General features: G+C 38.3%; 19 protein-coding genes and 1 other RNA gene. 8 read left to right on the top strand and 12 right to left on the bottom strand.

The features are described from left to right. Window positions 1–205: 205 nt before the first annotated feature. From bamA to ABFX33_RS20225, 4 genes are all read right to left on the bottom strand, one after another. Complete coding sequence (gene bamA / locus ABFX33_RS20240; RefSeq protein ID WP_346087823.1) at window positions 206–2,770, bottom strand: outer membrane protein assembly factor BamA; 2,565 nt, start codon at window positions 2,768–2,770, stop codon at window positions 206–208. A gap of 116 nt (window positions 2,771–2,886) precedes the next feature. After that, a complete protein-coding gene (gene uppS, locus ABFX33_RS20235; protein ID WP_346087821.1) occupies window positions 2,887–3,624 on the bottom strand; it encodes an undecaprenyl pyrophosphate synthase in 738 nt (245 codons plus the stop codon). 224 nt (window positions 3,625–3,848) lie between these two features. Next, the gene (locus tag ABFX33_RS20230; RefSeq protein WP_346087819.1) at window positions 3,849–4,733 is read right to left on the bottom strand and encodes an NAD kinase; all 885 of its coding nucleotides are present in this window, start codon (window positions 4,731–4,733) and stop codon (window positions 3,849–3,851) included. Window positions 4,734–4,782: 49 nt separating this feature from the next. Next, a complete protein-coding gene (locus ABFX33_RS20225; RefSeq protein WP_257092046.1) occupies window positions 4,783–5,445 on the bottom strand; it encodes a CBS domain-containing protein in 663 nt (220 codons plus the stop codon). Window positions 5,446–5,724: 279 nt separating this feature from the next. Here ABFX33_RS20225 and glsA point away from each other — a divergent pair, with 279 nt between their 5' ends. Together glsA and glsB are read left to right on the top strand one after the other, a co-directional pair. Next, window positions 5,725–6,522, top strand: a complete 798-nt coding sequence (gene glsA / locus ABFX33_RS20220; RefSeq protein WP_346087817.1) for a lyso-glycine lipid O-acyltransferase GlsA — start codon at window positions 5,725–5,727, stop codon at window positions 6,520–6,522. A 5-nt stretch (window positions 6,523–6,527) separates the two neighbouring features. Beyond that, a complete protein-coding gene (gene glsB, locus ABFX33_RS20215) occupies window positions 6,528–7,487 on the top strand; it encodes a glycine N(alpha)-acyltransferase GlsB (protein WP_346087814.1) in 960 nt (319 codons plus the stop codon). Between the two features lie 33 nt (window positions 7,488–7,520). Here glsB and ABFX33_RS20210 read toward each other — a convergent pair whose 3' ends face one another. The 3 genes from ABFX33_RS20210 to ABFX33_RS20200 are packed head-to-tail and all read right to left on the bottom strand — an operon-like array spanning window position 7,521 to window position 11,369. Next, window positions 7,521–8,255 carry an MIP/aquaporin family protein gene (locus ABFX33_RS20210; protein WP_257092041.1) on the bottom strand — a complete coding sequence of 245 codons (735 nt, stop codon included), beginning with the start codon at window positions 8,253–8,255 and terminating at the stop codon, window positions 7,521–7,523. 9 nt (window positions 8,256–8,264) lie between these two features. After that, the gene (gene glpK / locus ABFX33_RS20205; RefSeq protein WP_346087812.1) at window positions 8,265–9,764 is read right to left on the bottom strand and encodes a glycerol kinase GlpK; all 1,500 of its coding nucleotides are present in this window, start codon (window positions 9,762–9,764) and stop codon (window positions 8,265–8,267) included. 27 nt (window positions 9,765–9,791) lie between these two features. Then, a complete protein-coding gene (locus tag ABFX33_RS20200) occupies window positions 9,792–11,369 on the bottom strand; it encodes a glycerol-3-phosphate dehydrogenase/oxidase (RefSeq protein ID WP_346087811.1) in 1,578 nt (525 codons plus the stop codon). A gap of 369 nt (window positions 11,370–11,738) precedes the next feature. Between ABFX33_RS20200 and ABFX33_RS20195 the strand changes: the two genes are divergently transcribed. Further along, a complete protein-coding gene (locus tag ABFX33_RS20195) occupies window positions 11,739–12,245 on the top strand; it encodes a thioredoxin family protein (RefSeq protein WP_346087809.1) in 507 nt (168 codons plus the stop codon). Window positions 12,246–12,753: 508 nt separating this feature from the next. Here ABFX33_RS20195 and ABFX33_RS20190 read toward each other — a convergent pair. Next, on the bottom strand, window positions 12,754–14,145 hold the full coding sequence (locus tag ABFX33_RS20190; protein WP_077432517.1) for an arginine decarboxylase: 1,392 nt from the start codon (window positions 14,143–14,145) through the stop codon (window positions 12,754–12,756). Window positions 14,146–14,253: 108 nt separating this feature from the next. Here ABFX33_RS20190 and argS point away from each other — a divergent pair, with 108 nt between their 5' ends. From argS to ABFX33_RS20175, 3 genes are read left to right on the top strand one after another with little or no spacing between them, the layout of a single operon-like run. Then, window positions 14,254–16,038, top strand: coding sequence for an arginine--tRNA ligase (argS, locus tag ABFX33_RS20185; RefSeq protein WP_346087807.1), 1,785 nt, complete (start codon window positions 14,254–14,256; stop codon window positions 16,036–16,038). A gap of 4 nt (window positions 16,039–16,042) precedes the next feature. Next, entirely contained in the window at window positions 16,043–17,119 is a 1,077-nt protein-coding gene (locus ABFX33_RS20180) for an oxidoreductase (RefSeq protein WP_346087805.1), read from the top strand. 15 nt (window positions 17,120–17,134) lie between these two features. Further along, window positions 17,135–18,322, top strand: a complete 1,188-nt coding sequence (locus tag ABFX33_RS20175; RefSeq protein ID WP_428835659.1) for a BaiN/RdsA family NAD(P)/FAD-dependent oxidoreductase — start codon at window positions 17,135–17,137, stop codon at window positions 18,320–18,322. 206 nt (window positions 18,323–18,528) lie between these two features. On the opposite strand, the gene ABFX33_RS20170 is transcribed toward ABFX33_RS20175, so the two are convergent. Then, window positions 18,529–19,572, bottom strand: coding sequence for a helix-turn-helix transcriptional regulator (locus ABFX33_RS20170; protein WP_346087802.1), 1,044 nt, complete (start codon window positions 19,570–19,572; stop codon window positions 18,529–18,531). A gap of 159 nt (window positions 19,573–19,731) precedes the next feature. On the opposite strand from ABFX33_RS20170, the gene rnpB reads away from it, so the two are divergent. Both rnpB and ABFX33_RS20160 read left to right on the top strand, forming a co-directional pair. Beyond that, an RNA gene (gene rnpB / locus ABFX33_RS20165) (RNase P RNA component class A) lies at window positions 19,732–20,113 on the top strand. 65 nt (window positions 20,114–20,178) lie between these two features. Continuing rightward, a complete protein-coding gene (locus ABFX33_RS20160) occupies window positions 20,179–21,570 on the top strand; it encodes a sigma-54-dependent transcriptional regulator (protein WP_346087801.1) in 1,392 nt (463 codons plus the stop codon). A gap of 134 nt (window positions 21,571–21,704) precedes the next feature. On the opposite strand, the gene ABFX33_RS20155 is transcribed toward ABFX33_RS20160, so the two are convergent. The 3 genes from ABFX33_RS20155 to ABFX33_RS20145 form a co-directional block, all read right to left on the bottom strand. Next, the gene (locus tag ABFX33_RS20155) at window positions 21,705–22,364 is read right to left on the bottom strand and encodes an HAD family hydrolase (RefSeq protein ID WP_346087799.1); all 660 of its coding nucleotides are present in this window, start codon (window positions 22,362–22,364) and stop codon (window positions 21,705–21,707) included. Between the two features lie 75 nt (window positions 22,365–22,439). Continuing rightward, window positions 22,440–24,341: a DUF3857 domain-containing transglutaminase family protein gene (locus tag ABFX33_RS20150; RefSeq protein WP_346087798.1), complete on the bottom strand. Its 1,902-nt coding sequence runs from the start codon at window positions 24,339–24,341 to the stop codon at window positions 22,440–22,442. After that, entirely contained in the window at window positions 24,338–26,314 is a 1,977-nt protein-coding gene (locus ABFX33_RS20145) for a DUF3857 domain-containing protein (RefSeq protein ID WP_346087796.1), read from the bottom strand. The genes ABFX33_RS20150 and ABFX33_RS20145 overlap by 4 nt, the downstream gene beginning before the upstream one ends. Window positions 26,315–26,323 lie beyond the last annotated feature (9 nt).

The following is a 26,323-nucleotide window of genomic DNA, read 5'->3' as shown; positions in this document are numbered from 1 at the left end:
TCGTTATACCTTTTCAAAGGGGGCTATATGGCTAACCTTTGCAGCTAAAAACAAGCTCGCTTCAATATAGGAAGATTTATGATATATTCTGCGTTAAATCGAATAAATAATTTTGTTGGATGTATATAAAAAAAGCTATCGCAGAAACTGCAGATAGCTTTTTTATCCCGATAAGGATATATCTTAGTGATTGGATCAACCTCGGTTAAAATCCGCCCATATTTTGCATAATACTGAACGTGAAGTTCTGTTTCCACGTACTGCTTGGTAATCCCGGAATAGGGTCGAATGCATGACCGTAGTCAATACCCAACATACCGAAGATAGGTAGGAAGATACGTGCACCTACACCTGCCGAACGACGAACCTTAAATGGATTGTATTCTGTGAATTTGTTCCAGGTGTTACCTGCTTCCGCAAATGCCAGTACATACACTGTTGCTTGGTCATTTAACATAACAGGGTGACGCAATTCCATTTGATACTTGGTGTAGATCGGGCTTCCTGAGTTTCGTGCTACGTTTACATTTTGAGTACCCTCTGGGATAATTACACCATTTGCATAACCACGCATCGCGATGATTTCAGAACCTTGAAGGTAATCGAATCCTTGCATACCGTCACCACCGACCTTGAATCGCTCGAAAGTAGAAATTTCTGTTTTGCTAGAATATTTTCCTAAGAAACCAAACTGTGCCTGAGCTTTGAAAACTAATTTCCCAACAATTTTTGCATACCATTGCGAATCGAATTTCCATTTGTGGTACTCAGTCCAGCGATAACGATCTTGAGGTGTACCATTCTTATAATCAATGTTATTGAATAATGAATAAGGTGGCGTTAACTGCACAGAGAATTTGATATTCGAACCCGAAGTAGGGTAAATTGGCGCATCAATCGAGTTACGGCTAAATTCTTGTGTTAAGTTGATATTGTATGCTGTACCGTTATCAAACAAGAAATAGTTACCATAATTCTGAAGTTTATACCGTTGGAAAGACAATGAGGTATTTGCTTGGAACCAGTTGTCTGGCCACTGTAGGCGTTTACCTAAAGTCGCGGTAATACCCGTCATCCAAATACGGTTTAATTCCGAATCTTTTACGATCTGCTCACCCGTATAGTAGTTGAACCCACCATACGATGAACTAGAAGTATAGGCACTCAGACCAAAGTATATTGGTTTTTTTCCGCCCAACCAGGGTTCCGAAAAGGAGAAGCTATAGGATTGATAACGTTTACCTGATGTCTGACCACGTACACTTAATTTTTGGCCATCACCACGAGGTAGCGGTTTCCATGAACTTTTATCAAAAAAGTTACTTGTGGAGAAGTTATTGAACGTCAGACCTAGTGTACCTATGATTTGTCCAGCTCCATAACCTCCTGAAAGTTCGACCTGATCGGATGGTTTCTCCGTTACATTATAAACGATATCTACTGTTCCTTCCGCATAGTTCAAATTGCTCGGAACTGGATTTGTTTTTTGTTCATCAAAATTTCCCAATTGTGCAATTTCACGAACACTACGCATAATTTGCTCTTTTGAGAATTTTTGTCCTGGTTTGGTATAAATGGAACGTAATACAACCCGATCGTTTGTGACATCATTACCTTTTACGATAACATTGTTGATTGTATACTGTGCACCTTCATATACACGCAAATTTAAATCGATGGTATCGTTATATACACGAGTTTGCTCAGGGTCTACCGAGAAAGTCAAATAACCATCATTCATATAGATGGATGATATGTCATCTGAATTTTTGCCTCCACCCAACAATTTAGTACTTAGTTTTTCTTCGGAGAAGACATCACCACGTTTGATTCCTAAAATTTTATTTAATAGGGTGTCCGAATACTTGGCATTTCCTGTCCATACAATATTACCCACATAATATTTAGGCCCCTCATATATATCAAATTTTACCAATACATTTTTTTCGCCATCCCGGATGATCGTATCTTTTAAGATCTCAGCATCGCGGTAACCTTTGGCGGCCATTTTTTTGATCAGGTTTTCTTTACCTTCTTTGTATTTCTCTTCTTTGAATTTACCTGGACCAAATATGCGGTACCACATTTTTTGCTTAATTGGCTTCGCCATTTTCCGCAGATCTTTTTGAGAAAAATGCTCGTTGCCTGTAAAGGTCATTTCTTTGACTCTTACCTTATGTTTTTTATCCACATCAGCAATTAGGATTTCGTTGTTAGCTTGCGCCGAATCCTTAACTGTTTTTAGTGTAATTTCTGGATATAAAAAAGCTTTTTCTTTTAGAAACCGTTGAATGGTTGCACGAGTGGTATTCATCAAGTTCTCATTGACGATTTTACCTGTATTACTATTTAAACGTTTACGGACTTCCTCGGTTTGGCTTTTGCTTAGTCCGTTAATATCAATACGTGTCAAACGGGGACGTTCTACGACACGGATGGTCAAAAAGATATTTTCGCCTTCAATTTTTTCTGCCCATAATTCGACATCGTCGAAGAGGCCTTGAGCCATCATGTCTTTTACTACTTTCGCAGTCGCCTCACTTGGTACTTCCAAATATTGACCTACAGACAATTTAGATATGGTAATTAATACATTCTTATCCAAAAATTGTGTTCCGGTTACATCAACAGCGCTAATTACATAGTTTTTAGGGTTGAGATAACTGATTTTTTCGGGGTCATTTAAGTTGAACGCACCATTTTGCTGTCCATAGACAAGTTGCATTGATGAGAGACCAAAAAATAGTATTACGGGTAGTATACGCTTCATTTATCTTTAATTATTGGCGCTAAAGTACACCAATCAGTTGTTAATTTTTGTTAATTAAGAAAATTTTAACCAGCTTGTTTTTTATTCAAATCAGTTGACAAATTTAATAAAATCATTTATAACTGCTCACTTGTTTTTCCAAACCTTCTTTCTCGTTGCTGATATTCTACGATTGATTTATATAAATCTTCTTTTGTAAACTCTGGCCACATCTTGTCTAGGAAGCATAGTTCAGAATAAGCAATTTGCCAAAGAAGGAAATTACTAATCCGAAGTTCTCCACTCGTTCTGATCAATAAATCTGGATCTGGCAGGTCTCGGGTGTATAGATTGGCGGAGAAAATGTCATCGTTGATCTCTTCTATGCTCAATTCTCCTGCTTTAACTTTTTTAGCCAGATTTCGGGTTGCTTCCACAATTTCTTGACGGGAACTATAGCTTAGCGCTAGGGTTAGGGTACAGTGTGTATTATCTTTGGTAGCATCAATGGTTTCCTGAAGCTTTTTTTGTGCATTCGATGGAAGCTTGCTAATATCTCCGATCGCGTTTAATTTGACACCGTTTTCTTGAAATGTCTTGATTTCCTTTTTTAAAGAGGAGACCAAAAGCTCCATCAGCGCGATTACTTCCAGTTTTGGGCGATTCCAATTTTCGGCTGAGAATGCATAGAGTGTTAGAAATTTAATGTTAGCCTTAACACATCCTTCTAAAGCCTCTCTTACTGCTTTCACGCCATTTTGGTGTCCAAATACACGAAGTTTGCCTTTTTGCTTTGCCCAACGACCATTACCATCCATGATAATGGCAATATGTTGGGGTAATTTAATGTTATCAATTTGATCTAAAAAGCTCATTGTTGCTATTTTCAATAAATTAACACCTTTAGCCTTTTACAGCTTATTTGTGTGTTAAAACCAGATACTGGCTTTCTGTATATTACCTTCAAACGAAGTTTTACCTCCCAAGGTTAATCCGTTTGATTATTATTATGAAACCTTACTATCCGTGCCTTAGCTGTATTTATTTCTTCCAAATATCGATTTTTAATTGGGAATTCAGAAGTACAATATGATAAAGATTAGTAGTTCCTCACATCGATACCCCAAAGCAGTTTTTCTCTTAATGTGCTAAAAAAGCTTTCGTGCGGAAGACGAATTAGATTAATCGTAAATGGAGCTTGTTTAATTGTCAATTTTACTGAAGTATCGATAGACTCATTTTTTGAGTCACAACTGAGTATGTATTGATTGCTTCGGCTCTCGATTTCAAGTTCCAGTGTGAATTGATTTGAAATAACGATCGGTCTGACGTTAAGGTTATGTGGTGAAATCGGTGTAATGACAAAATTCCCGCTTTCAGGCATAATGATCGGACCTCCGCAGCTCAGCGAATATGCTGTGGAACCGGTAGGAGTGGCGATAATCAATCCATCTGCCCAATAGGAATTGAGTAGTTCACCATTAATCCGTGCATTGACTGTGATCATTGCGGAACTATCATAACGAAATACCGTGATATCGTTAAGGGCATAATGATTACCTTGGAACAAATTGGTCTGTTCAGACTCTACCGACAGGAGAACACGTTTTTGGATATCATAGCGATTGTTTAAAATATCGTCTATGGCATGTTCAAAATCATTTTTATTAATGGAAGCCAAAAAGCCCAAGCGGCCAAAGTTAATTCCTGCAATGGGAATACCAGAGTCTTTAATGAGCGATACTGCTGATAACATTGTTCCATCACCACCTAAACTTAGCATGAGATCAACATTGTCTTTAATTTGCTCATACTTATGATAAGTAGGAAAACTAAAACCACATTCAAACTGCGTTGTCAAGAACTTATAAAAAGGGTCATAAACCCAAATATCAACGTTTTTGCCAACGAGATATTTAAATAAGTGCTTCACATGTGCTATAACGGAGGGTTGAAACTCTCGTCCATATATCGCAATTCTCATATTTTTGAATTTATGGGGCAAAGATGAGAAAAAAACTAATCTTAATTAATTAAATATTGATGTAATTCATAAGCTGCTGATAACGATCGGCGGTATCATCAAATGCTGCAACAGTATTGTGTGTCTCCATAATTATATAATTATGCCTTAAGAATGAATTAAGTAGCGCGTTGATATTGGATTTGTCTACCTTCAAGGTGACTTCAATCGAGTCACTTTCGAGATTTATTTTTGTCGCACAATTGAGGATCCTACAGTTGTCACTCTCTACCAGATGTGCAATCTGAGATAATGAAAAGTCATGTAATCCAATTGACAATACGATAATAGCACCAGATTCATTTTGAGATTGGATTAATGAAATTGCCTTTAAAATATCCAATTGTGTAGAAACACCAATATATTTGTTGTCTTGATCCAAAATAGGGACTAAGGAACTATTATACACGGTTGTCATGACCAATGCATCATAGGGATGTTGGTTAAATCTAAGCTGTATTGGTGCTGTGTTAATTTTAATGGAGGAGATCGGACCTGCGTCATTATCGGCATCCAATAAAATAGACTCATTGACGAACCCAATATATTCATCTCCATTTAAAACAACCAATTCTTTACAAAGCATGTCTTGTAGTTTTTCTAATGCCTGCTGTATTGAATCAGCTTTTTGAATGCTGAAATCTGCGTTTGAAAGAAATTGTCCTATTAACATATCCAAACTTAATAAAAAAAATGATGTGAAAGGGAAATTTTTGTAGATCAGAATCTTTAAGAGGGTAATGACTTTTTTGTGTTTGGAGAATAAATTGAAAGTAAGTAGTCACATTATTGCAAATAAGTACAATTTTAATGTTTAAAATTGTACTTTTATTAGCATTCTGTTAGTATTTTTGTCCACAATTTGAGATATGCTTAAATGAAGGACAGCTAGTTTTTTTCAGAAAAATAAGATTGATGGTTACGAGTGAGAATAAAAAATTTATTGATATACGTGAGGTTATTCACAAAAAAAAATGCGGGATTAGCAAAGTGGATTCCTTCCTTCCTGTTGAACTATCTTAAAAGAACCATTCATGAGGATGAGATAAATGATATCATGACACGTTTTGCTGATTTGCAAGGACTAGATTTTGTTGATGCGTTAATCAATGATTTGGGGGTGACTGTGAATTTATATGGCGCAGAAAATATTCCGGAGTCCGATCCTGTGATTTTTGCCTCCAATCATCCTTTGGGAGGTTTGGACGGTATCGCCTTTATGCATGCGATAGGAAAGCACCGTCGGGATGTGAAATTTTTGGTTAATGATATCTTATTAAATATAGGTAATTTGAGGCCTTTATTTGTAGGTGTAAATAAACTAGGCGGTCAGGGTAAACAGGCTATTTCAGCAATAGAGGAAGCGTACGGGGCAGATGATGCCTTGCTTGTATTCCCAGCGGGCTTGGTTTCCAGAAAGCAGAAAGATGGGCGTATTGAAGACCTGGAATGGAAAAAAAGTTTTATTAGTAAAGCGAAAAAATATAAAAAAGATATCATTCCAGTACTTATTGACGGCAAAAACTCTAAGTTTTTTTATAATTTTGCAAGGCTTAGACAAAAAATAGGTCTTAAGGTAAACATTGAAATGTTATATTTACCCGATGAAATGTTTGCCCAGCGCGGGCACACCGTTAACATTATAGTAGGAAAGAGAATCCCTTATACAGCGTTTGATCAATCAAAAAACGAAAAGACTTGGGCTGAAGAAGTGAAAAGAAGGGTTTATGGATTAGCTCAAGAAAAATAGAATTTATGCAAGAAATTATACCTCCAGTTGATAGAGAACTATTGAAAGCCGAATTGAACAAGGACGTTTTCTTACGCTATACCAACAATGGAAATAACGAGATATACTTAATCAACTATCATAACTCGCCCAATGCTATGCGCGAAATTGGACGGTTACGAGAATTGACATTCCGTGGCGCAGGAGGAGGTACAGGGCTTTCAATCGATATTGATGAAAATGATACATGTGATGATTGTTATGATCAATTGATCGCATGGAATCCTGAAGATGAGGAAGTCGTTGCAGGTTATCGTGTGATTAAATGTACAGCAGCCGGAGAAACAAATGGTATTCCTAATTTATCTACGGCCCATTATTTTCAGTTCTCAGATCAGTTTACGAAAGATTATTTGCCGTATACTATTGAACTCGGGCGGTCTTTTGTTCAGCCCAGATATCAACCAGCAATTGACAATAGAAAAGGTATCTTTTCTTTAGATAACTTATGGGATGGCTTGGGCGCTTTGGTGATGCTTAATCCTGAAATTAAGTACCTTTTTGGGAAAGTGACGATGTATCCACATTATAATAAGGATGCACGGGATATGTTGCTTTACTTCATGGATTACTATTTTCCTGATCAGGATAAGTTGGTAACTCCGTTGCCTGAATTGGAAATCAAAAATGACTATGATCGTTTTGTTGGCGTTTTTGATGGGTTAGATTATAAAGAAGGATATAAAATATTAAACAGTCACGTAAGAGCACTAGGGGAAAATATTCCGCCGTTAATAAATACTTACATGAACCTGTCCCCAACGATGAAGTCTTTTGGTACAGCTCGAAATGATGAGTTTGGTACTGTTGAAGAAAAGGGCATTTTGATTGTTATTGAAGATGTTTATCCTGTGAAAAAAGAACGACATATGAATACTTTTGAGCGGGATCGTGAATATGGTCATCGAAAACCAAAACGAGTATAAAATAATAAAGGGATTCAATATTGAATCCCTTTATTATTTTATTAAAGTATAGAGTACAAATGCTAAGATCGCGCCAATGATCGGTCCAATAATAGGTATCCAGGCGTATGACCAGTCAGAACTTCCTTTTCCTTTAATTGGCCAGAGCGCATGAAATAAGCGTGGTCCAAAATCTCTGGCAGGATTAATAGCATAACCCGTTGTGCCTCCTAATGACAAGCCAATAGCCCAAACTAAAAAAGCAACCGGTATAGCGCCTAGAGATCCCATCCCGATAGGTTCAGTCTTTCCATTGATCGTAATATCTTGACCTGTTATAAAGAAGATAACAAAGATTAAGACGAACGTTCCAATGATTTCACTGGCTAGATTTGTTGACGTGTTTCTAATATTTGGGATGGTCGCGAAAACACCTAATTTTGTGGTCGGATCGGCTGTAGCGTCAAAATGATCTTTGTGTATAATGTAAGTTAAAAATGCTCCACAAAATCCACCTGCAATTTGGGCAAGAATATAGCCAGGAACTTCTATCCAGGGGAGCGCGTTGTTAAGTGCCATGGCAATTGTTACCGCTGGATTCAGATGAGCGCCCGTGTAAGGCCCTGCAAAGACTACTCCAACATATACGGCGAGGGCCCATGCAGTTGTAATGACAATCCAGCCACTATTTTCCCCTTTTGTTCCTTTTAATATGACATTTGCAACAACACCGTTCCCAAGGAGTAAGAGGAGCGTGGTTCCGATAAATTCAGCTAAATAATGGTTCATAAGTATTGGTTAGTTTTCTGTCCAGAATTGTAATGCTTTAACGCCCTTGATCCATTGTTTAATAATTTTCTGAGTCTGTTCTTCTTGTTCTTTTTCAGGTTCAAAGAGGCGGTCCTGTGCCCAAAATTTTGAAAGCTCATCTTCATTTTTCCAGAAGCCGACAGCCAGTCCCGCTAAGTAGGCTGCTCCCAATGCTGTTGTTTCAGTAATTTTGGGCCTGATGACATTACTTCCCAACACATTTGCTTGGATCTGCATTAAAAGGTTGTTTGCTGTTGCTCCACCATCCACGCGCAGTTCTTTGATCGGTATTCCACTGTCAGCTTCCATTGCCTGTAAAACATCTCTTGTTTGGAGCGAAATTGCCTCTAGCGAAGCTCTAGCAATATGTCCATTTGTTGATGCCCGTGTTAATCCAAATATAGTGCCTTGAGCTCTGGCGTTCCAATAAGGTGCTCCCAGTCCAGCGAAAGTTGGGATAAATGTCACTCCGCCATTATCTTTTTCGGAAAGTGCCAATTGCTCAATATCTGCAGATTTGTAAATAATATTAAGGTTGTCCCGTAACCATTGAACCAATGCACCACCAATAAATATACTTCCCTCTAATGCGTATTCAGTTTTTCCATTGATCTTCCAGGCTACGGTTGTCAATAAGTTGTTTTTGGACATGATTGGCTTATCACCAATATTCATTAACATAAAACATCCTGTACCGTAGGTATTTTTTACCATTCCCTTTTCTATACATTGCTGACCGAAAAGAGCTGCTTGCTGATCTCCTGCAATACCGGCAATTCTGACTTTATGAGCAAAAATCGTTGTTCTAGACTCGCCATATATTTCGCTGCTTTCCTTAACTTCGGGTAACATGGAGGGGGGGATGTCAAATAATTCAAGAAGCTCCGTATCCCAATCCATCGTATGTATATTGAATAAAAGTGTACGGGAAGCATTGGTAACATCGGTAATGTGCACATCCCCGCGTGTCAGATTCCATACCAACCAAGTGTCAATGGTGCCACAGATCAGCTCTCCATTTTTTGCTTTTTCTCTCGCTCCGTCCACATGATCAAGAATCCACTTTATTTTTGTTGCTGAAAAATAAGGGTCAAGGATGAGCCCTGTTTTTTTCTTTATCATCTCATGTTTACCAGATTTACGGAGCTCATCACAGTAATCTGCTGTGCGCTTATCTTGCCATACAATAGCATTATAAACTGGTCTGCCGCTTTCTTTTTCCCAGACAACAATCGTTTCCCGTTGATTGGTTATTCCAATGGCAGCGATATTTTTGCCATTCAGTCCGGCTTTCGTTGTGGCTTCGGCAGTGACACCTGCTTGCGTGGACCAGATTTCATGTGGGTCATGTTCTACCCATCCTGGTTGTGGAAAGATTTGTGTAAATTCTTTTTGCGCAATTGAAACGATATTTCTGTCCTTATCAAAAATAATGGCTCTGGAGCTTGTTGTACCCTGATCCATCGCCAAGATGTATTGTTGTTCCATAATTTGATTACTGCTGGTTATTTTCTATTAGTTTAAGATATAATTTTTTGCAACTTTCTCGAAATTTTCTACCTGATTTTTTTGCCAGTTTTCGTCTTTACCTAATTCTTGAGCGAGTATGCTGGCGACTTCTGGAGCAGCGGTAATTGCTGCTTTTGCATCAAGAAATAGGATGCGTACACGGCGTGAAAGTACATCTTCCACGGTCTGTGCGAGTTCGTTGCGCACGGCCCATAATACCTCTGCTTTTTTAAATTCCAAATGTTCAACTAATTTTTCACCCCATACCGGATTTTCTTGTTCAAGCGCACGGATTGCCTCCTGGTCGGAGCCATAAATATACATGTGGTTACTTCTATCAGTTGTAGGAATAGCGCTATAGATTTTTTGTGTTGCCGAGGTACTTTCCTTTTTTGGTAAACAGCCAATTTTAATTGCTTTATCAACGGTGTCTTGTCCCATTCTGCGAAAGGTAGTCCATTTTCCTCCAGTCAAAGTTAGTAAATTTGAGTCGCTGACAATTACTTTATGACTTCGGGAGATTTCTTTGGTTTTGTTGGAATTTCCCGTTGGGGCAGCCAATGGTCGAAGACCAGCAAATACAGCTAATGCATCCTGACGGGTTGGCTGTTTAGTGAGGTAACGCCCTGCAGTTTTTAAGATAAATTCGATCTCTTTCTCTAGTGCTATCGGTTCCAGGCTGTGTTCGTCGATAGGTGTGTCTGTGGTTCCTGCGATGACCCGATTGTGCCAAGGAACAAGAAAAAGGACACGGCCATCATCTGTTTTTGGGATCATGATTGCGTCATCCCCCGGGAGAAAAGATTTGTCAAAAACAAGGTGTACACCCTGGCTCGGTCTCACCATTTGTTTTGCTTCGGGTTTATCCATTTTGAGGATATCATCAACAAAGATCCCTGTCGCATTGATAATGGCTTTACCCTGAATCGTGAAAATTTCTCCGGTATCAGTATCTTGCGCGATAACACCGTTAACTTTACCAGTGCCGTTTTTGGTTAGATTAGTTACCCGCACATAATTAAGTGCTACGCCGCCCATTTGAATACAGGTCTGCGCTACATTGACAGCGAGTCTTGAATCGTCAAATTGACCATCCTGATAAACAACACCGCCATAGAGCCCTTTTGTTCTGACTGTACTGATTCGACGTTGTGTTTCCTCCTTATTGATATGTATAGATTTTCCTAAGCTCAATTTGCCGGCTAAAAAATCATATATTTTCATGCCGATGGTATAGAAGGGGCCGTCAAACCAGCTGTAATTAGGGATCACGAAAGATTGATTTTTAACTAAATGTGGAGCGTTTTGCTGTAGGAGCCCGCGCTCATGAAGTGCTTCCCTTACAAGAGATATATCGCCCTGAGCGAGATAGCGGACACCTCCATGAACGAGTTTTGTCGCTTTGCTCGAGGTGCCTTTCGCAAAATCAACCTGTTCCAATAATATCGTTTTGAATCCTCTGCTCAACGCATCCAATGCAACACCCAAGCCACTTGCTCCGCCTCCTATGACAATAACATCCCACTCGCTTGTGTCTTTTATTCTTTCTATTAATTTTGACCTTTTGAATTCTTCTTGTTTCATTTTGTTTCGTTTTTGGTCTTAAGTTACTGTCTCTTTTATTTGTCTATGTAACCCAATTATACTAAGTTATAGTATATTTATGGATTTTTAAAGGAATTTTGTAAAAAAAACACAAAAATAACACATGTTTGTTTTTGTTTTGTTTTGTTTTGTTATCTATATTTTTTTAAGTGTTTTAAAAGTTTGTTATCACTTATTTGTCGAATATTTTAGAAATAATTGAGATAACATCATTACTATGGCCTGTTGTATATTCTTTGTTGTTTTGTAGCAAAGAGCTATATACTGTTTAACCATTATAATAGGCTTATGTTTTGGTTTGGTAAAATGATTTTGTAATTTTAAATCATATAAATAATTTGTTGGATAATGAGAAGGATTAAATTATTGTTTTTTGGAATCGGCATCTTCTTGGGAAGCCAATTCGTACATTCGAGTGTAGTCGCTCAGGAAGTTTCAAAAACTCAGGATGAGCTTTCAAAGCCTTATAACCCAGAAGCAGACGCACAAAAAGATATCGATGGCCTGCTGCAATTGGCTAAGAAGGAAAAAAAGAATATCGTTATTCAAGCTGGGGGGAATTGGTGTGTATGGTGCCTGCGTTTTAACGATTACATTCATAAAACTGCCCGTGTTGATGATTTACTGAAGCGTCGTTTTCTTTATTATCATTTGAATTATTCAAAAGAAAATAAGAATGAGGCAGTTTTTCAAAAGTATGCACCTGAAGGTAGTAAATTAGGTTATCCATTTTTTATTATATTGGATAAGAATGGAAAGACACTTCATGTACAGGAAAGCGGTAGTCTGGAAAAAGGAAAAAGCTACGATGAGGAAAAGGTTCTGAAATTCTTTAATACTTGGGTGGCGAAATAAAAAAGAACCACAGCTAAATTTCCTTGGAAAAATCACAATAAAATAACAGAAAATACACTGCGAGCAGGCCTCTAAATAAGGGGCCTGCTTTATTTTTTTGCAAACTGATGTATAGGAATATTACTACACTGGATTTGGTATTTAGCGATATATTTGGACGGAGACAGCAAGGGAAAAACTTCATTATTGACGCGGATTTGATCATGAGATTATACAGGACTAAAAGGGACTTTATACGGTTTTATCCGAATGAAGTCCGAATGAGGTCCCTGTCGGGTCCGAGTGAAGTCCCTGTTAAATGATAACTTGTTATGAGGTTATATGCTGTCAGTTTCGTTTGATTGACAAAGGGAACTTAGATTGCAAATGATTGGAAAAAGTAGGGAGCTGCTTAAAAGAAAAGGTCTCGATCCTAAGATCGAGACCTTTCTCTCTATGATTGATTGGCATATCTTCTTTCTAAAAAGATACATTACAATTTATGGTATCTTTTTTTAGATGGGATATCTTATTGATAACCTAGTAGCTTCATGACTTGCTTGGAATTTTGTTCCTCTCCAAATACTTCGTAGTTGAAAGTCTCATCTCTATTTCTACGCACCAAAACATGTTTAGGTGAAGGGAGTAGGCAATGATGAATTCCACCGTATCCACTCAATACATCTTGGTAAGCTCCAGTATGGAAGAATCCTAAATATTGTACTTTACGTGTTTTAGGCATAAAAACAGAGTTCATATGTGCTTCCTGATTGTAATAATCTTGGCCATCACAAGTAATTCCCCCCAAATTGACACGTTCGTATTCCGAATCCCAGTTGTTGATTGGTAATAGAATATATTTTTGGTTCAATGCCCAAACGTCAGGTAGGTTTGTAATGAAAGATCCATCAATCATAAACCAGCGCTCGCGGTCATTTTGTTGCTTACGTCCAAGTACTTTGTAAAGGATGCCCGATGCTTCAGCAACGGTGTATTTGCCAAATTCTGTAATGATATCTGGTTCCATTACTTCGTGGTGTGCACAGATTTGTTTAATCCGGTTGACGATTTCGTTGACCATGTATTCATAATCAAAATCGTGTACCAATGAATCTTTAAAAGGCATTCCACCACCGATATCCAACGTATCTAAATCAGGATTTATCTTTTTGAATTTACAATAGAGGGTAACGTATTTCTCCAGCTCATTCCAGTAATATGGCGTGTCTGATATCCCCGAATTGATAAAGAAGTGAAGTAGTTTTACTTTGAAGTTGGGATTGTCCGCTATTTTGTTGTTATAGAATTCTACAACATCTTCTTGACGAATACCCAGTCTTGACGTGTAAAATTGAGAATCAGGCTGTTCCTCCGAAGCTATGCGAATACCCAGCGCACAAGGTTCATCCAATTCAATTTCATCATCATAGAGGTTGAACTCTTCTTTGTTGTCCAGTACCGGTATAATATTTTTATATCCATCATGGATCATATCAACAATATACTGTTTATACTGATAGGTTTTAAATCCATTACAGATGACTGTGATGTCTTTTGTTACGGTACCTTGTCTCTCCAATGAATCAATCATCGGCATGTCAAACGCAGACGAGGTTTCAAGGTGGATGTCATTTTTCAAGGCTTCTTCTACGATATGCTTGAAATGGGAAGATTTGGTACAATAACAGTATTTGTAAGTTCCGCGATAGTTATGCTTCAGAATTGCGGTCTGAAACAAGATTTTCGCTTGTTGAATTTTTTTGCTGACGATAGGCAAATAAGTAAAACGTAACGGCGTACCGTACGTTTCTATCATTTCCATTAAATTCAAATCGTGGAAATACAATTCGTCGTCGATGATTTCGAATCCGTCTTGCGGAAAACCAACACTTAAGTCAAGAAATTCCTGATAGCTCTGCATTTTTTATTATTTTTGCAAAGATATACTTTAATGGTGAATACCTAAATAAGGAATGTTATTTATTTCCAGTTCACTATCAGGAAGTTGTAAAATTTACAAAATCATTAAATGGCAAATTCTATTCAAAGGCGACTTGTTGAAGTCACTGTACAGGCTGTTAAAGCGCTTTACAATGCAGATATTTTAGAACATCAAATTGCTTTACAAGCGACTCGAAAGGAGTTTGAAGGGCAGATTACAATCGTAACTTTTCCCGTAACTCGCTTTTCGAAATTGTCTCCAGAGCAAACTGGTAAAGAAATCGGTACCTATTTGCAACAGCATATAACTGAAATATCGGACTTCAATGTGATAAAAGGCTTTTTGAATATTGTGCTTTCCGACGACTATTGGGTTTCCTTGTTGAACAAAACGATTGTTGCCAAAGATTTTGGTGTTTTCCCAGCGAATGGAAAGAAATTGATGGTTGAATATTCTTCGCCAAATACCAATAAACCATTGCATTTGGGGCATATCCGAAATAATCTGTTAGGTTATTCTGTTGCTGAAATCTTGAAAGCTTATGGTTACGAAGTCATCAAGGCAAATTTGGTGAACGATCGTGGTATACATATTTGTAAATCCATGCTGGCTTGGCGGAAATTCGGTGCCGGAGAAACGCCTGAATCTACTGGAATGAAAGGTGACCACCTTGTAGGAAAATACTATGTAGTCTTCGATAAGGAATATAAGAAAGAAATTGAGGCATTGAAAGCTGAAGGGCAGTCAGAAGATGAAGCAAAAAAGAATGCTCCACTGATGAAGGAGGCTCAGTCTATGCTTCAAAAATGGGAGGCAGGAGACGAAGAGGTTATTACGCTTTGGAAAACGATGAACGGCTGGGTTTATGCTGGTTTTGAAAAAACCTATAAGCAATTGGGCGTAGACTTTGATAAATATTATTACGAATCCGATACCTATCTTTTAGGGAAAGATATTATTCAGGAAGGATTGGACAAAGGTGTTTTCTTTAAAAAAGAGGACAACTCCGTTTGGATAGATCTCACAGATGAAGGATTGGACCAAAAATTGGTGCTCCGTGGCGATGGTACTTCAGTTTATATTACACAGGATTTAGGTACTGCGCAACTGAAATATGATGAGTTCAAAATGAGTGAATCTATTTACGTTGTCGGTAATGAGCAAGATTACCATTTCAAGGTTTTGTTTTTGATTCTCAAAAAGTTGGGTAAATCATGGGCTGACGGTTTGTTCCACTTATCTTATGGCATGGTTGACTTACCTTCAGGTAAAATGAAATCACGTGAAGGAACAGTGGTGGATGCTGATGATTTAATGGACGAAATGCTTAAAACAGCACAGGAGCGTACAGAAGAACTGGGGAAAACCGAAGGTCTAGCCGAAGACGCCAAGGCTGCACTTTATAATACCATAGGGATGGGAGCATTGAAGTACTTTTTATTGAAAGTAGATCCAAAGAAACGTCTATTGTTTGATCCAAACGAATCTGTAGATTTTCAGGGCCATACTGGGCCTTTTATCCAATACACACATGCACGTATTAAATCTGTATTGAGTAAAGCTGAATTTGATGCCGATAACCCTGTTTCGGTACTGACATCCATTTCGCCTTATGAACGTGATTTGATTCAGCAGTTGGGAGCATTTCCTGAAACTATTGAGGCATCTGCACAAGAATTTAGTCCGGCGCAATTGGCAAATTATATTTACGAGGTTGCCAAATTATATAATAAATTTTATCACGAAGAGAGCATATTGAAAGCCGAAGCCAATGATGTAAAGAATTTTAGATTACATCTGTCCGCCGCTGCAGCGAAAGTTATCGCCAAGGGAATGGGTTTGTTGGGGATATGTGTACCAGAAAGAATGTAACGATATGAGGAAGATCCGTGTTGGCCTTATAGGCTTTGGTATTTCGGGACAGGTTTTTCATGCTCCTGTCATGCGCTCGATTGCGGCATTTGAACTTGTAAAGGTTACTGCGCGTAAGGCTGAGCAACAGGTGTTATTGAAAGAGCGTTTTCCGCAAGCTGAAATCGCTTTGTCTGCTGATGAAATTTTTGCTGATGATACGATCGAGCTGGTCGTGGTTGCGACTTCTAACGATATGCATTATCCATTGGCAAAACGTGCATTGGAGGCCGGAAAACATGTCGTTGTTGAAAAACCGTTTACAAATACGGTAGAACAAGCAGATGAGTTGATCGCCTTAGCGAAAGAAAAGAATTTGGTGCTTGCCCCTTATCATAATTTGAGATTTACTTCGGATTTCCGTACACTCGTAAAAATCATAGAAGGTGGACGATTGGGTAGGATCGTAACTCTGGAATCGAGATTTGACCGTTTCCGGAATTATTTGCGACCAAATGCCTGGCGTGAGGAAAATCTGCCTGGATCGGGTATATTTTACGATCTAGGACCGCATCTGATCGATCAGGCTTTGCAGTTATTTGGAAAGCCGAATGCTGTATTTGCAGATCTTGCCATACAACGTGATCATGCAAAGACCATTGACAATTTTGACTGCATCTTGTACTACGATAGCCTGAGAGTTTCGCTAAAAGGATCAATGCTTGCGAAAGAACCAACACCACGATATCGCCTTTTTGGTATGAATGGCAATTTTGTGAAAAATGGCGTTGACCCCCAGGAAGCATTATTGCGTGATGGTAAGTTCCCCGATGAAGACTCAAATTGGGGCGAAGAGGATCCAAGTATTTATGGTAAACTAAACATTGTCGAAGACGGCAGAGATGTAGAGGAAATTATTGCGTCGGAACGTGGCTCATATCCTGATTTTTATCAAAATGTTGCAGATACTATTTTAGGGCAAGCTACCTTAATCGCTTCACCGGAGCAGGCTCGAGATGTAATCCGTATCATCGAGCTTGGCTATCAGAGTCAATCTGAGCGAAGGGTCATTTCGACTGAATATCAATTGATTGCTTATTAATATAGGACTGTGAATATATACGATGCTATTATCATTGGCGGTGGTGCCTGTGGTTTAATGTGTGCAGCACAGGCAGGATTGCTGGGAAAGAAAACCTTGCTATTGGAGCGTAATGATAAGGTAGGGGCAAAGATCTTGATTTCAGGTGGTGGAAGATGCAATTACACAAATACCGGAACTACAATTGCTAATTTTATCTCTGAAAATCCAGATTTTTTGCACGGCATATTTAAGCAATGGACCGTCGAGGATACCATCGATTTTTTCGAAGCATACGGTATTAAAGGACAGGAAAAAACCTTAGGACAGCTGTTTCCCGAAACCAATAAAGCCAAAGATATCGTTGCGATATTTTCGAAAATTCTTTATGAAACTGAACAGGATATAGCGCTCAATACGCTTGTGAAATCCGTGGAAAAGAGCACCAATGGATTTGTCGTTCAGGTAGAGAACTCAAAAGGTGCGTTTCAATATGAAACTAAGAAACTGGTGATTGCCTCGGGAGGACTGCCAGTTCAAAAACTAGGCGCTTCTGATTTTGGATTACGTGTTGCAAAGCAGTTTGAACTAGAAATTGTGAAAACCGCACCAGCACTGGTACCATTGACAATTACCGGTAAAGATGCGGATTGGTATACTTCTCTAGCTGGCAATTCGGTGTTTTCGAAAGTATCCACAGCCAATATGTCTTTCGAAGAGAATATATTGTTTACGCATTGGGGGTTGAGCGGTCCAGCAATTCTTCAAATATCAAGCTATTGGAAACCGGGACAGGAGATTACGATAGACTTGCTTCCAAATTTTAATCTGGAACAGTTGATCAAGGAAGAGCGGCAGCAGGGGGGGAAGCGATTGGTCTCACAATTGCTGAATGACTATTTTAGTCGAAAACTGGTGGATGCGCTTGGCAAATTCCTCACATTGGATATCAAAATAGCATCTTTGAGCAAAGCTGATGCGAAGTCGATTGTAGATACGGTTCACCGTTTTAAGGTCAAACCTGCAGGTGATAAGGGCTATGATAAAGCTGAGGTGATGCGTGGCGGTGTTGCTACGGCGGAACTGCAGGGCAAAACATTAGAATCCAAGAAAATACCCGGTCTTTATTTTGGAGGTGAGACTGTCGATGTTACGGGCTGGCTTGGGGGATATAATTTCCAATGGGCCTGGGCAAGTGGTTATGCGATAGCGCAAGCTATTTAGAGTCCATAAACCCGATATCAGTTGGTTGCAGTGCAGCGGTGTTTTACAAATACAATGGCTACCTGTTTACTAACAATACAGCCTATACGTTTCAGATCAATCTCTGGTTTACTGAAAAATGTTTTGAAGCTGAATGGAGGATCGATCAGAAGCTTGATATGATTAGATCCAGACTTTTACGAAAGAGAGTTAGAAGCTCAGTGATTCTATGCCGTATCCGTTGACTTTTCCGACCGATCGGGATATAATTGAGCTGCCGCAATCAAACGTTGCTTTATCCGGCTCTGTAAATTACGTGGCGCAATCACCTTGATCGCTTCGCCAAACCCTAAAATTTCCCGCTCCAATTCAAAGTTTAGGACAACATCGATACGGATTAATAGGGAGCCGTCGTCTTTTTTATCCAGGATCTGCTGAGAGGGGTGGATAGGCTTGGTTTCTACATAAGGAGCATTTCTTGCATTTATTTCCAGAATAACACGATGACCACGATCTTTATGCGTTTTTGTGACTCCAATCGTGTCGGAATAGTAACGTTCAAAATCTACCCCTGTATAATCTTTATACGAATTTTTTCCCATTTCCTCTATTGTTTCTATCCGATCTAAAGCAAGTGTCAATAATCCTTCGCTTTTTCTGTGGTGCCCAATGAGAAACCAACGGTTACGATATTCTTTTAATAGGTAGGGAGAGAATACCAGATCTTGTTTTTGTAGTGCTTTAAAAGATTGATAGCCTATCAGAAGCGGTGTTTTTTCGCGAATGGCCTGATGAAGCTGGCTAATAAACGATAAGCCTTTCAATAGATTATTGCTCTCCATTTGGATAATGGAAGGTTGATTGTCTTTTTTTGTATGAATACTATCCTCAAGGCGTGCGACAATATCGCTCATTTCATCAAAACTCGAGAAGCCGCTGACATGTTTTAAGACCTCTACAGCTTCCTTCATTTTTTGCATATCGCCGACTGAAATAGGCGAGTTGCTTATACTATAGTTTGGATCTTCGTAAGTATAAAACTTACGATGTGTGACAACAATAGGCGCATTATAACCTAATTTATTACTTCGCATCAACTGTATATCGCCCTGAACAGTGCGTTTACTTATACCATTTTTGATGCCTTCAAACTCATAGAGAGCATCAGAAACCTTTTCCATTAAGTCTTCTAAAGTCCACTTGCGATGTCTTAATCGAAGACAGTTATCTATTGTTTTGTAGCGGATCAGTGCGAGTTTGTTTAATGCCATGTTTTGTTGAAGCAAGTTTTAGATGAAAATACAAAAACTTTATGTTATCTACGCAAGAGTGTTGCGTAATTTTTGTAATCTTTAGAGCCCGGTGCCCAGCTTGTTGAAATTGTAAAGAAATTGGCTGTTTATCCAAGTAAAATCGCTACTTTTGCGCAGAAGCAAACTGGTTCTATCGCTGCTCTCTTTTTGGGAGGAGAGGAAAGTCCGGGCAACATAGAGCGACACGCTTCCTAACGGGAAGGATGTTATTTTAAATAGCAGACAGAAAGTGCCACAGAAAATATACCGCTTTTCGGAGTAAGGGTGAAAACGTAAGGTAAGAGCTTACGGTCTTGTATGGTAACATATATTACGGTAAACCTCGTGTGTTGAAAGACCAAATAGGTTGCGAAATCCGAAGGCTGCTCGTCTTCTTTCAATTTATTGGAATTCGTAATGGGTAGGTTGATTGAGTTTGTCAGCGATGACAAATCTAGATAAATGATAGAAATTCCACTTCGGTGGTCTACAGAACCCGGCTTACAAGGTTTGCTTCTTTTTCGCTAATTGCTAAAAAAACCTTATATTGATTTCCGTAATTGAAAATAGCATAACGCTGAATTTATGAGTACAATTTTAATCATTGACGATGAACGCGCCATCAGAAGCTCTTTGCGTGATATCTTAGAATACGAAGATTATACGATTTTAGATGTTGACAATGGTCGTGATGGATTGGAGATCTTAAAAAAAGAAAAGGTCAACTTGGTTCTTTGTGATATCAAGATGAATAATATGGACGGGATGGAAGTGTTATCTGAGGCACATCAGAGTAGCCCAGATATTCCTTTTATAATGATCTCTGGCCATGGAACGATTGAAACCGCGGTTGAGGCAGCAAAAAAGGGAGCTTTTGACTTTTTGGAAAAACCACTGGATTTAAATCGATTGCTCATTACGGTTCGGAATGCATTGGATAAAAGTTCTCTTGTCACTGAAACCAAAGTATTAAAACGTAAGGTCAGCAGTTCAAAGACCAAAGATATATTGGGGGAGTCTGGTGCAATTAAACGCATCAAAGAGACGATAGATCGTGTGGCTCCAACAGAAGCAAGAGTACTGATTACCGGTGCAAATGGTTCAGGTAAAGAACTTGTGGCTCGTTGGTTGCATGAGAAATCAAATCGTTCACAAGCGCCATTGATTGAAGTAAACTGTGCCGCTATTCCTTCGGAATTGATCGAATCAGAATTGTTTGGACATGAAAAAGGATCCTTTACTTCGGCAATTAAACAACGTATCGGTAAATTTGAGCAGGCGAGTGGCGGGACATTGTTTTTGGACGAGATAGGGGATATGAGCCTTTCCGCTCAAGCTAAAGTCTTGCGTGCTTTACAGGAACATAAAATAACTAGAGTTGGTGGTGACAAAGAAATTGATGTCAATGTACGTGTTGTAGCTGCGACTAATAAAGATCTGCTTAAGGAAATTGAAGACGGCAATTTTAGAATGGACTTATATCATCGCCTCTCGGTGATTTTAATCCATGTGCCAGCGCTGATAGATCGTGTTGATGATATTCCATTGCTTTCAACAAACTTTTGTGAAGAAATATGTATGGAATATGGTATTCCTGTAAAGGAAATTACAAATGCAGCGATGAGAGAATTAAGCCATCTTCCATGGACAGGAAATATTCGTGAATTGCGTAATATGATTGAACGACTTATTATTTTGAGTGATAAATCGATTACCGATAAGGATGTTGTCGCATTTGCTAATCCTTCACGTGAACCGGTAAATGGAATTGCCCAGGAAAAGGGGACGGTGAATTATGGCCTAGATATGGATTCATTTGACTCATTCCAAGATTATAAGGATCATGCGGAAAAAGAATTTATAAAATATAAATTGGAGAAAAATAACTGGAATGTTTCCAAGACTGCAGATGATCTGGATATACAACGGAGTCATCTCTATAGTAAGATTGAAAAGTTTGGTCTCAAAAGAGACTAGCAAAAATAAGGGCTTCTAAAAGAAGCCCTTATTTTTTTATAACCTTTGTAATAGGTTCTTTGTATTTAATCGAAGAAACACTGTTGAAATGATCCTCGTGTCAATTAAGCGATCATTTTTTTTAAGCGGAGCTTCTATTGCAATATTGCTTTCACATTAGCTACTGAAATTTCAGTATAGTTTCTAATATATGTGTCGCTAACAGGGAGTTCTTCTTTTTTGTGGGTTGATAACACAGCAACGACCTTCATTCCTGCATTTTTGGCCGCCGTAATGCCCGAAAAAGAATCTTCAAACACAATGCATTTTTCAATTTGCATACCTAGGTTTTCCGCTGATTTCAAATAAACTTCGGGATGAGGTTTGTGAAGTTTGACATCTTCACTGCTCAAAGTTGATGAGAAAAGATCCCGTATCTTTAGTTCATCCAAAATCAGATCCATATTTTCTTTAGGAGCCGATGTTGCCACCGCAAGTTTGAAGCCCTTGTCTTTTAAGTCTTTCAGAAATTCGATCAAGCCTTTAATAGGAGCAACATGTTCTTTATAGATTACCCTAAAAAGCTGCTCTTTTTCAAATTCAAGCGTACGCAATTCTTCAGGAGAGATCGGACGTTGAAAAAAATGTTGCATGATATAGCTGTTGTGCTTGCCATACATATGCTGTTCGAATTCTTCTTCAGTAGCCTGCTGTACGTTATGGTTTTTAAAAAAAGCTCTGAAAGCTTCTGCATGAAAGGGATTTGTGTGGCTTATAACCCCGTCCATATCAAAAATTGCCGCGTATTCTGTCATTTGGCTAATATACAATAATTGCTTTATTTGATTGTTTGGCAACTTTCATATTCCGGTAAATATTTTAAGATGATATTACAATATGCTCAGATTATAACGTCCTTTATCGGAACCACTCACTTCTTTATGAAACTGAAAGAAATCCTCATAGTTGCTTGCAGGATAATTTCCTTCGAAGAACTCCAATTTTCTATAGGTGAAAAGTTTATTTCCTTTTATCTCCGACTTAAATTCATATTTACCAAATGGTTTTTCGATCACCTTTTGTTCGGGAGTTATTGTTTTTAAAATGTTATTTGGCAGTGCAATGCTAATGCTGTCAATGTCTACAAATCCACGTTCTATAAAAATATCTTCTGTACGGTTTTTATTCTCAGATATGCTGGATTGTGTATTGAAAATATTGGGCTGAATCAGCATCTTATTGCCGTTTTTTACCGCATAGTTTTTAATGGAAATTGACAAATTCTCTTCAATAAATGGTTTATCTTGTTTGTGTTCGGTGTATTTTACCTGTTCAAAATTAATGTTGTCGATATTATAATATTCTGCCAGCAGTTTAGTTTTCTCATTATTGCTTGCCAAAAGAATTTCCATATGATTTTCATACTGCGTACCATAAAATTTGGTGTTTAAGGAGCCTTTTATACTCCCATCATCGGATAGGCTAAGCTCGGCGTTACGGAGCTGGAGATTGATGGCATTGCTATATTTGGGCGTATGCATAATCACGCCGCCATTTTCGGTACAGGCAATGACATCTCTGTCATCTGTAAAATTGCTTAGGAATCCAAAAGGGAGGTTCTGGCTGGTACATTCGAGCCAGGTCGTATCATTTTTGAATGGCAGGCATAGGATTGCATGGTTTCCATCTTGTACATTTGCAAATGTTTTATGAAAATTCTCCTTACGTTTACCCGCCTCAACCATACAGTAGTAAGATGGTATACCTACAGCAGATAACATGCTTCCCATATAATTGACCAAGGCTTTACAGTCACCATAACCTAAACGGTCAACCTCAGAGGCCGGGAAAGGCTCAAGTCCACCAATTCCAATCTGAATACTGATGTATCTCGTGTTTTTTTGCAAATAGTCATAGAGGATCTTCGCTTTTTCTTGATCCGATGAGGCGTTCTTTGTAAGTGATATGAACTTCTGCTTTGAGGCTTCAGTAAGATCTTGCTTTTTGCTTAATAATTTAGTTGAAAACCAGTCACCGTACTCTTTCCAGTCGCTAAAATTGCCTTCTTTTCCATAATAGACAAAGTTTTTGGGAACGATCAATACACTTGTTCTTTTCAGATTGGGATTGGGACTATAAGATTCCTCTTTTTTAGCTGGAATTTGTTCTGCATTCCATGTTTTACTGACTGTTTTGTCGGTTTTCTCCTCTTTGATATTACCTTTATAGTTTTTTGACTCGATACGGAATTCGCTACCGATCGGAGTGATAAATTGGTAACTGCTTTTTTCAACGGATACATTGTTTGAAACTTCAGGAGTCCATGAAGGAATGATTAAGTTTTGTTTATGCCTTACTTCGTATTGATATTCGATGGTATAGGGGTAGCTATGATAATCCGGGATATAGACCTTCATCCTCGAATCAGCAAACATTGTACTGTTGTCGACTGCACTTACATCTTTAAAATCCTTGGTTGCAATTTTTTTCTGCAATATCCCCATTTCATTATAGATCGCACCCTTTATGCTTTTGATCTCATTTGATTTGTTATAATGTATCGGAAGAGCGGCATAGTAATCCCCGTTTTTATTATAAACGGTAATGACACGTGTAACGGTTTCAGTGACCTGCTCAGGGGATTTTACTTCTACTACAGTTTTATCATTTCTTACTGTTGCTACTGCCCGACTTTTTAGTGCGCCCGGAATCTGGGCAATATCGTAGTTTTCCTGAGCAATTGAAGCAATTGGAATCAGGAAATAGGCTAAATTGGCAAATAACGTTTTCATTTTTTTGTGGTTAATCTAATGTCTAATTTCTGCTGTTGTATAATACGTGAATAAAGCTCTTTTAAAGAGAAATATTCGTCTACCGTAAATATTGGTTTATTAAAACTAAGACTCCCCATAACCTCTAGTTTGGTGCCTGTTAGCTGTGTGATGTATTTATATCTTGCAGCGGACTCCGGAAGAGCCAAAGATACATTTTGTGGTTTATCGGTTACCTCGTATTGTTCGGGGATTTCCAGTTGGATATTGTATTGGAGCTTAGACTTAAATCCCATATCTACCGGATAAGTGCGGTCTTGAATTTTGAACGGATTATAGGAAATGCGATCGATGACGTTTGGAGCAAGCGATAATATGTTGTTTTCTTGCTGTTTATTAACATCTAACGTAATATCATACGTCTCGTTTAGTACCTGATCGAGTTCGTTAAGATGTTCAATTTTGGCATTGGTAAAACTGATGTTGGGCATCTCTTCATCCAGTTTTTCCCAATATTCTTCGAGTGAGTTGAATTTGGCTATATGTTGCCTTTTTAAGAGCGCTTTATTACCTTGACTACTGATGATCAGTGTACCCTTAATTTGACCTTTGTCATTCAGTACGCCCGTCAGCGTATAGTATTGTTCGGATATCTCCTCGGAGGCTAGGGGGAACCAATCTGAACTCTTTTTGGAGTATATGATTCTGCCACGCTCATTGAGACATTGCAATGGCAATGAGCCAAAGGGAAGATAGCTATTCGATGCGTCCAATTTGTATTTGATTCCATCGATGTCCACGCAGGCGATTACATAGTCAAAATCAGATAATACAGGAAATAGCGAATTTGGGTTACCATTTCGTCTTGTCGATAAAATAATTGGATAAGCATCTAAATCCGCAGCCTGTAGGGCAGTAATCAGCGATAAATTTATATCACCAATATTACCAGTTCTTTTTTCTAAGGCTTTTTCTATTCCATTTTCCGAATATTTTCCAAGATAGTTATTCCATTTTATCTGTTTCTTGATGTAATCGTAGATTTTGTTGGCCTTTACCAATTTTGAATCATTCGGAGATAAAAGCGTTGACAACGTAGTTTTGAATAGATCTGTTTTTTTGAATTGTCCACCAAAGGTCTTTTCATTCATTAATTCTGTGTCAACATCTTTCCATGTTTTACTAAATGTTTTTTTGACACCAGTGCTTGGATAAAATATGGACTCGAGTTCGTAATATATGGCGGATTTAAAATTTTTGGGAGAAGTCATAAAGTCTTCTTCAACAAAAGCCGGAATATTGGACATCGTATAGGTGAGCTTTGAACAATCCATTCTTACTCCATCCAAAAAAAGATATTCCTTCAAAACTTCTCCCTTTTTTTGGTCATCAAGTCTATAGGGGCCACGTAATACCACATTATAGGTAAAAGATGCTGGTATGATAGCGATATATTGGCTTTGTAATTTGGGGATATCATCCTGAAATTCCCATGTCTTAAAATTAAATAGATCCTGTTCGAGGGTTCGATAAGAAACTTCTATGATGGATCCTTCTTTAATATTTGGAAGCGTGAATTTGTTCAGATCGAGGTAAGTAGAGTAATTTTCTTTAAAAACCTTTTTATTTTCAAGTTCTGTTCGAATGATCTGTCCGTTTTCCAAATTGTAAGTAACAGCCTTCAATTCGTCTAAGTAGTCACGGATATAACTTCCTCTTTTATAGGACGGGATCTCGAAATTAGCTTTTTTAAAACCCTCCTTATTATTTATACGAATGAGGACATGGTATTCGTGCATTAATTTTATGCGATGATCATAGTCATCAACGAAAACTGAGCTTTGCCCAAATTCTTTTAGCACAATAGCATTTGCATTGCTATCGAGTGCTGTAGTCGAGAAATCTGAAATAGCGACCTTACCAAAATCGAAATTCTGTCCGAAGATGTTCGAACAAAAACAAAATATTAAAAATAGCGTTAAAAAATGGCGCATAACTTAGGC

It is taken from the genome of Sphingobacterium ginsenosidimutans, from assembly GCF_039536865.1.
GTDB lineage: Bacteria > Bacteroidota > Bacteroidia > Sphingobacteriales > Sphingobacteriaceae > Sphingobacterium > Sphingobacterium detergens.
The sequence above is the reverse complement of the archived record's forward strand: the minus strand, read 5'-3'. Positions and strand labels throughout refer to the sequence as shown.

Excerpts from the sequence above, each read along its gene's own strand:
- bamA (WP_346087823.1), bottom strand. The coding sequence starts at position 2,770 with ATGAAGCGTATACTACCCGTAATACTATTTTTTGGTCTCTCATCAATG.
- uppS (WP_346087821.1), bottom strand. The coding sequence starts at position 3,624 with ATGAGCTTTTTAGATCAAATTGATAACATTAAATTACCCCAACATATT.
- ABFX33_RS20230 (WP_346087819.1), bottom strand. The coding sequence starts at position 4,733 with ATGAGAATTGCGATATATGGACGAGAGTTTCAACCCTCCGTTATAGCA.
- ABFX33_RS20225 (WP_257092046.1), bottom strand. The coding sequence starts at position 5,445 with ATGTTAATAGGACAATTTCTTTCAAACGCAGATTTCAGCATTCAAAAA.
- glsB (WP_346087814.1), top strand. The coding sequence starts at position 6,528 with ATGCAAGAAATTATACCTCCAGTTGATAGAGAACTATTGAAAGCCGAA.
- ABFX33_RS20210 (WP_257092041.1), bottom strand. The coding sequence starts at position 8,255 with ATGAACCATTATTTAGCTGAATTTATCGGAACCACGCTCCTCTTACTC.
- glpK (WP_346087812.1), bottom strand. The coding sequence starts at position 9,764 with ATGGAACAACAATACATCTTGGCGATGGATCAGGGTACAACAAGCTCC.
- ABFX33_RS20200 (WP_346087811.1), bottom strand. The coding sequence starts at position 11,369 with ATGAAACAAGAAGAATTCAAAAGGTCAAAATTAATAGAAAGAATAAAA.
- ABFX33_RS20195 (WP_346087809.1), top strand. The coding sequence starts at position 11,739 with ATGAGAAGGATTAAATTATTGTTTTTTGGAATCGGCATCTTCTTGGGA.
- ABFX33_RS20190 (WP_077432517.1), bottom strand. The coding sequence starts at position 14,145 with ATGCAGAGCTATCAGGAATTTCTTGACTTAAGTGTTGGTTTTCCGCAA.
- argS (WP_346087807.1), top strand. The coding sequence starts at position 14,254 with ATGGCAAATTCTATTCAAAGGCGACTTGTTGAAGTCACTGTACAGGCT.
- ABFX33_RS20180 (WP_346087805.1), top strand. The coding sequence starts at position 16,043 with ATGAGGAAGATCCGTGTTGGCCTTATAGGCTTTGGTATTTCGGGACAG.
- ABFX33_RS20170 (WP_346087802.1), bottom strand. The coding sequence starts at position 19,572 with ATGGCATTAAACAAACTCGCACTGATCCGCTACAAAACAATAGATAAC.
- ABFX33_RS20160 (WP_346087801.1), top strand. The coding sequence starts at position 20,179 with ATGAGTACAATTTTAATCATTGACGATGAACGCGCCATCAGAAGCTCT.
- ABFX33_RS20155 (WP_346087799.1), bottom strand. The coding sequence starts at position 22,364 with ATGACAGAATACGCGGCAATTTTTGATATGGACGGGGTTATAAGCCAC.
- ABFX33_RS20150 (WP_346087798.1), bottom strand. The coding sequence starts at position 24,341 with ATGAAAACGTTATTTGCCAATTTAGCCTATTTCCTGATTCCAATTGCT.
- ABFX33_RS20145 (WP_346087796.1), bottom strand. The coding sequence starts at position 26,314 with ATGCGCCATTTTTTAACGCTATTTTTAATATTTTGTTTTTGTTCGAAC.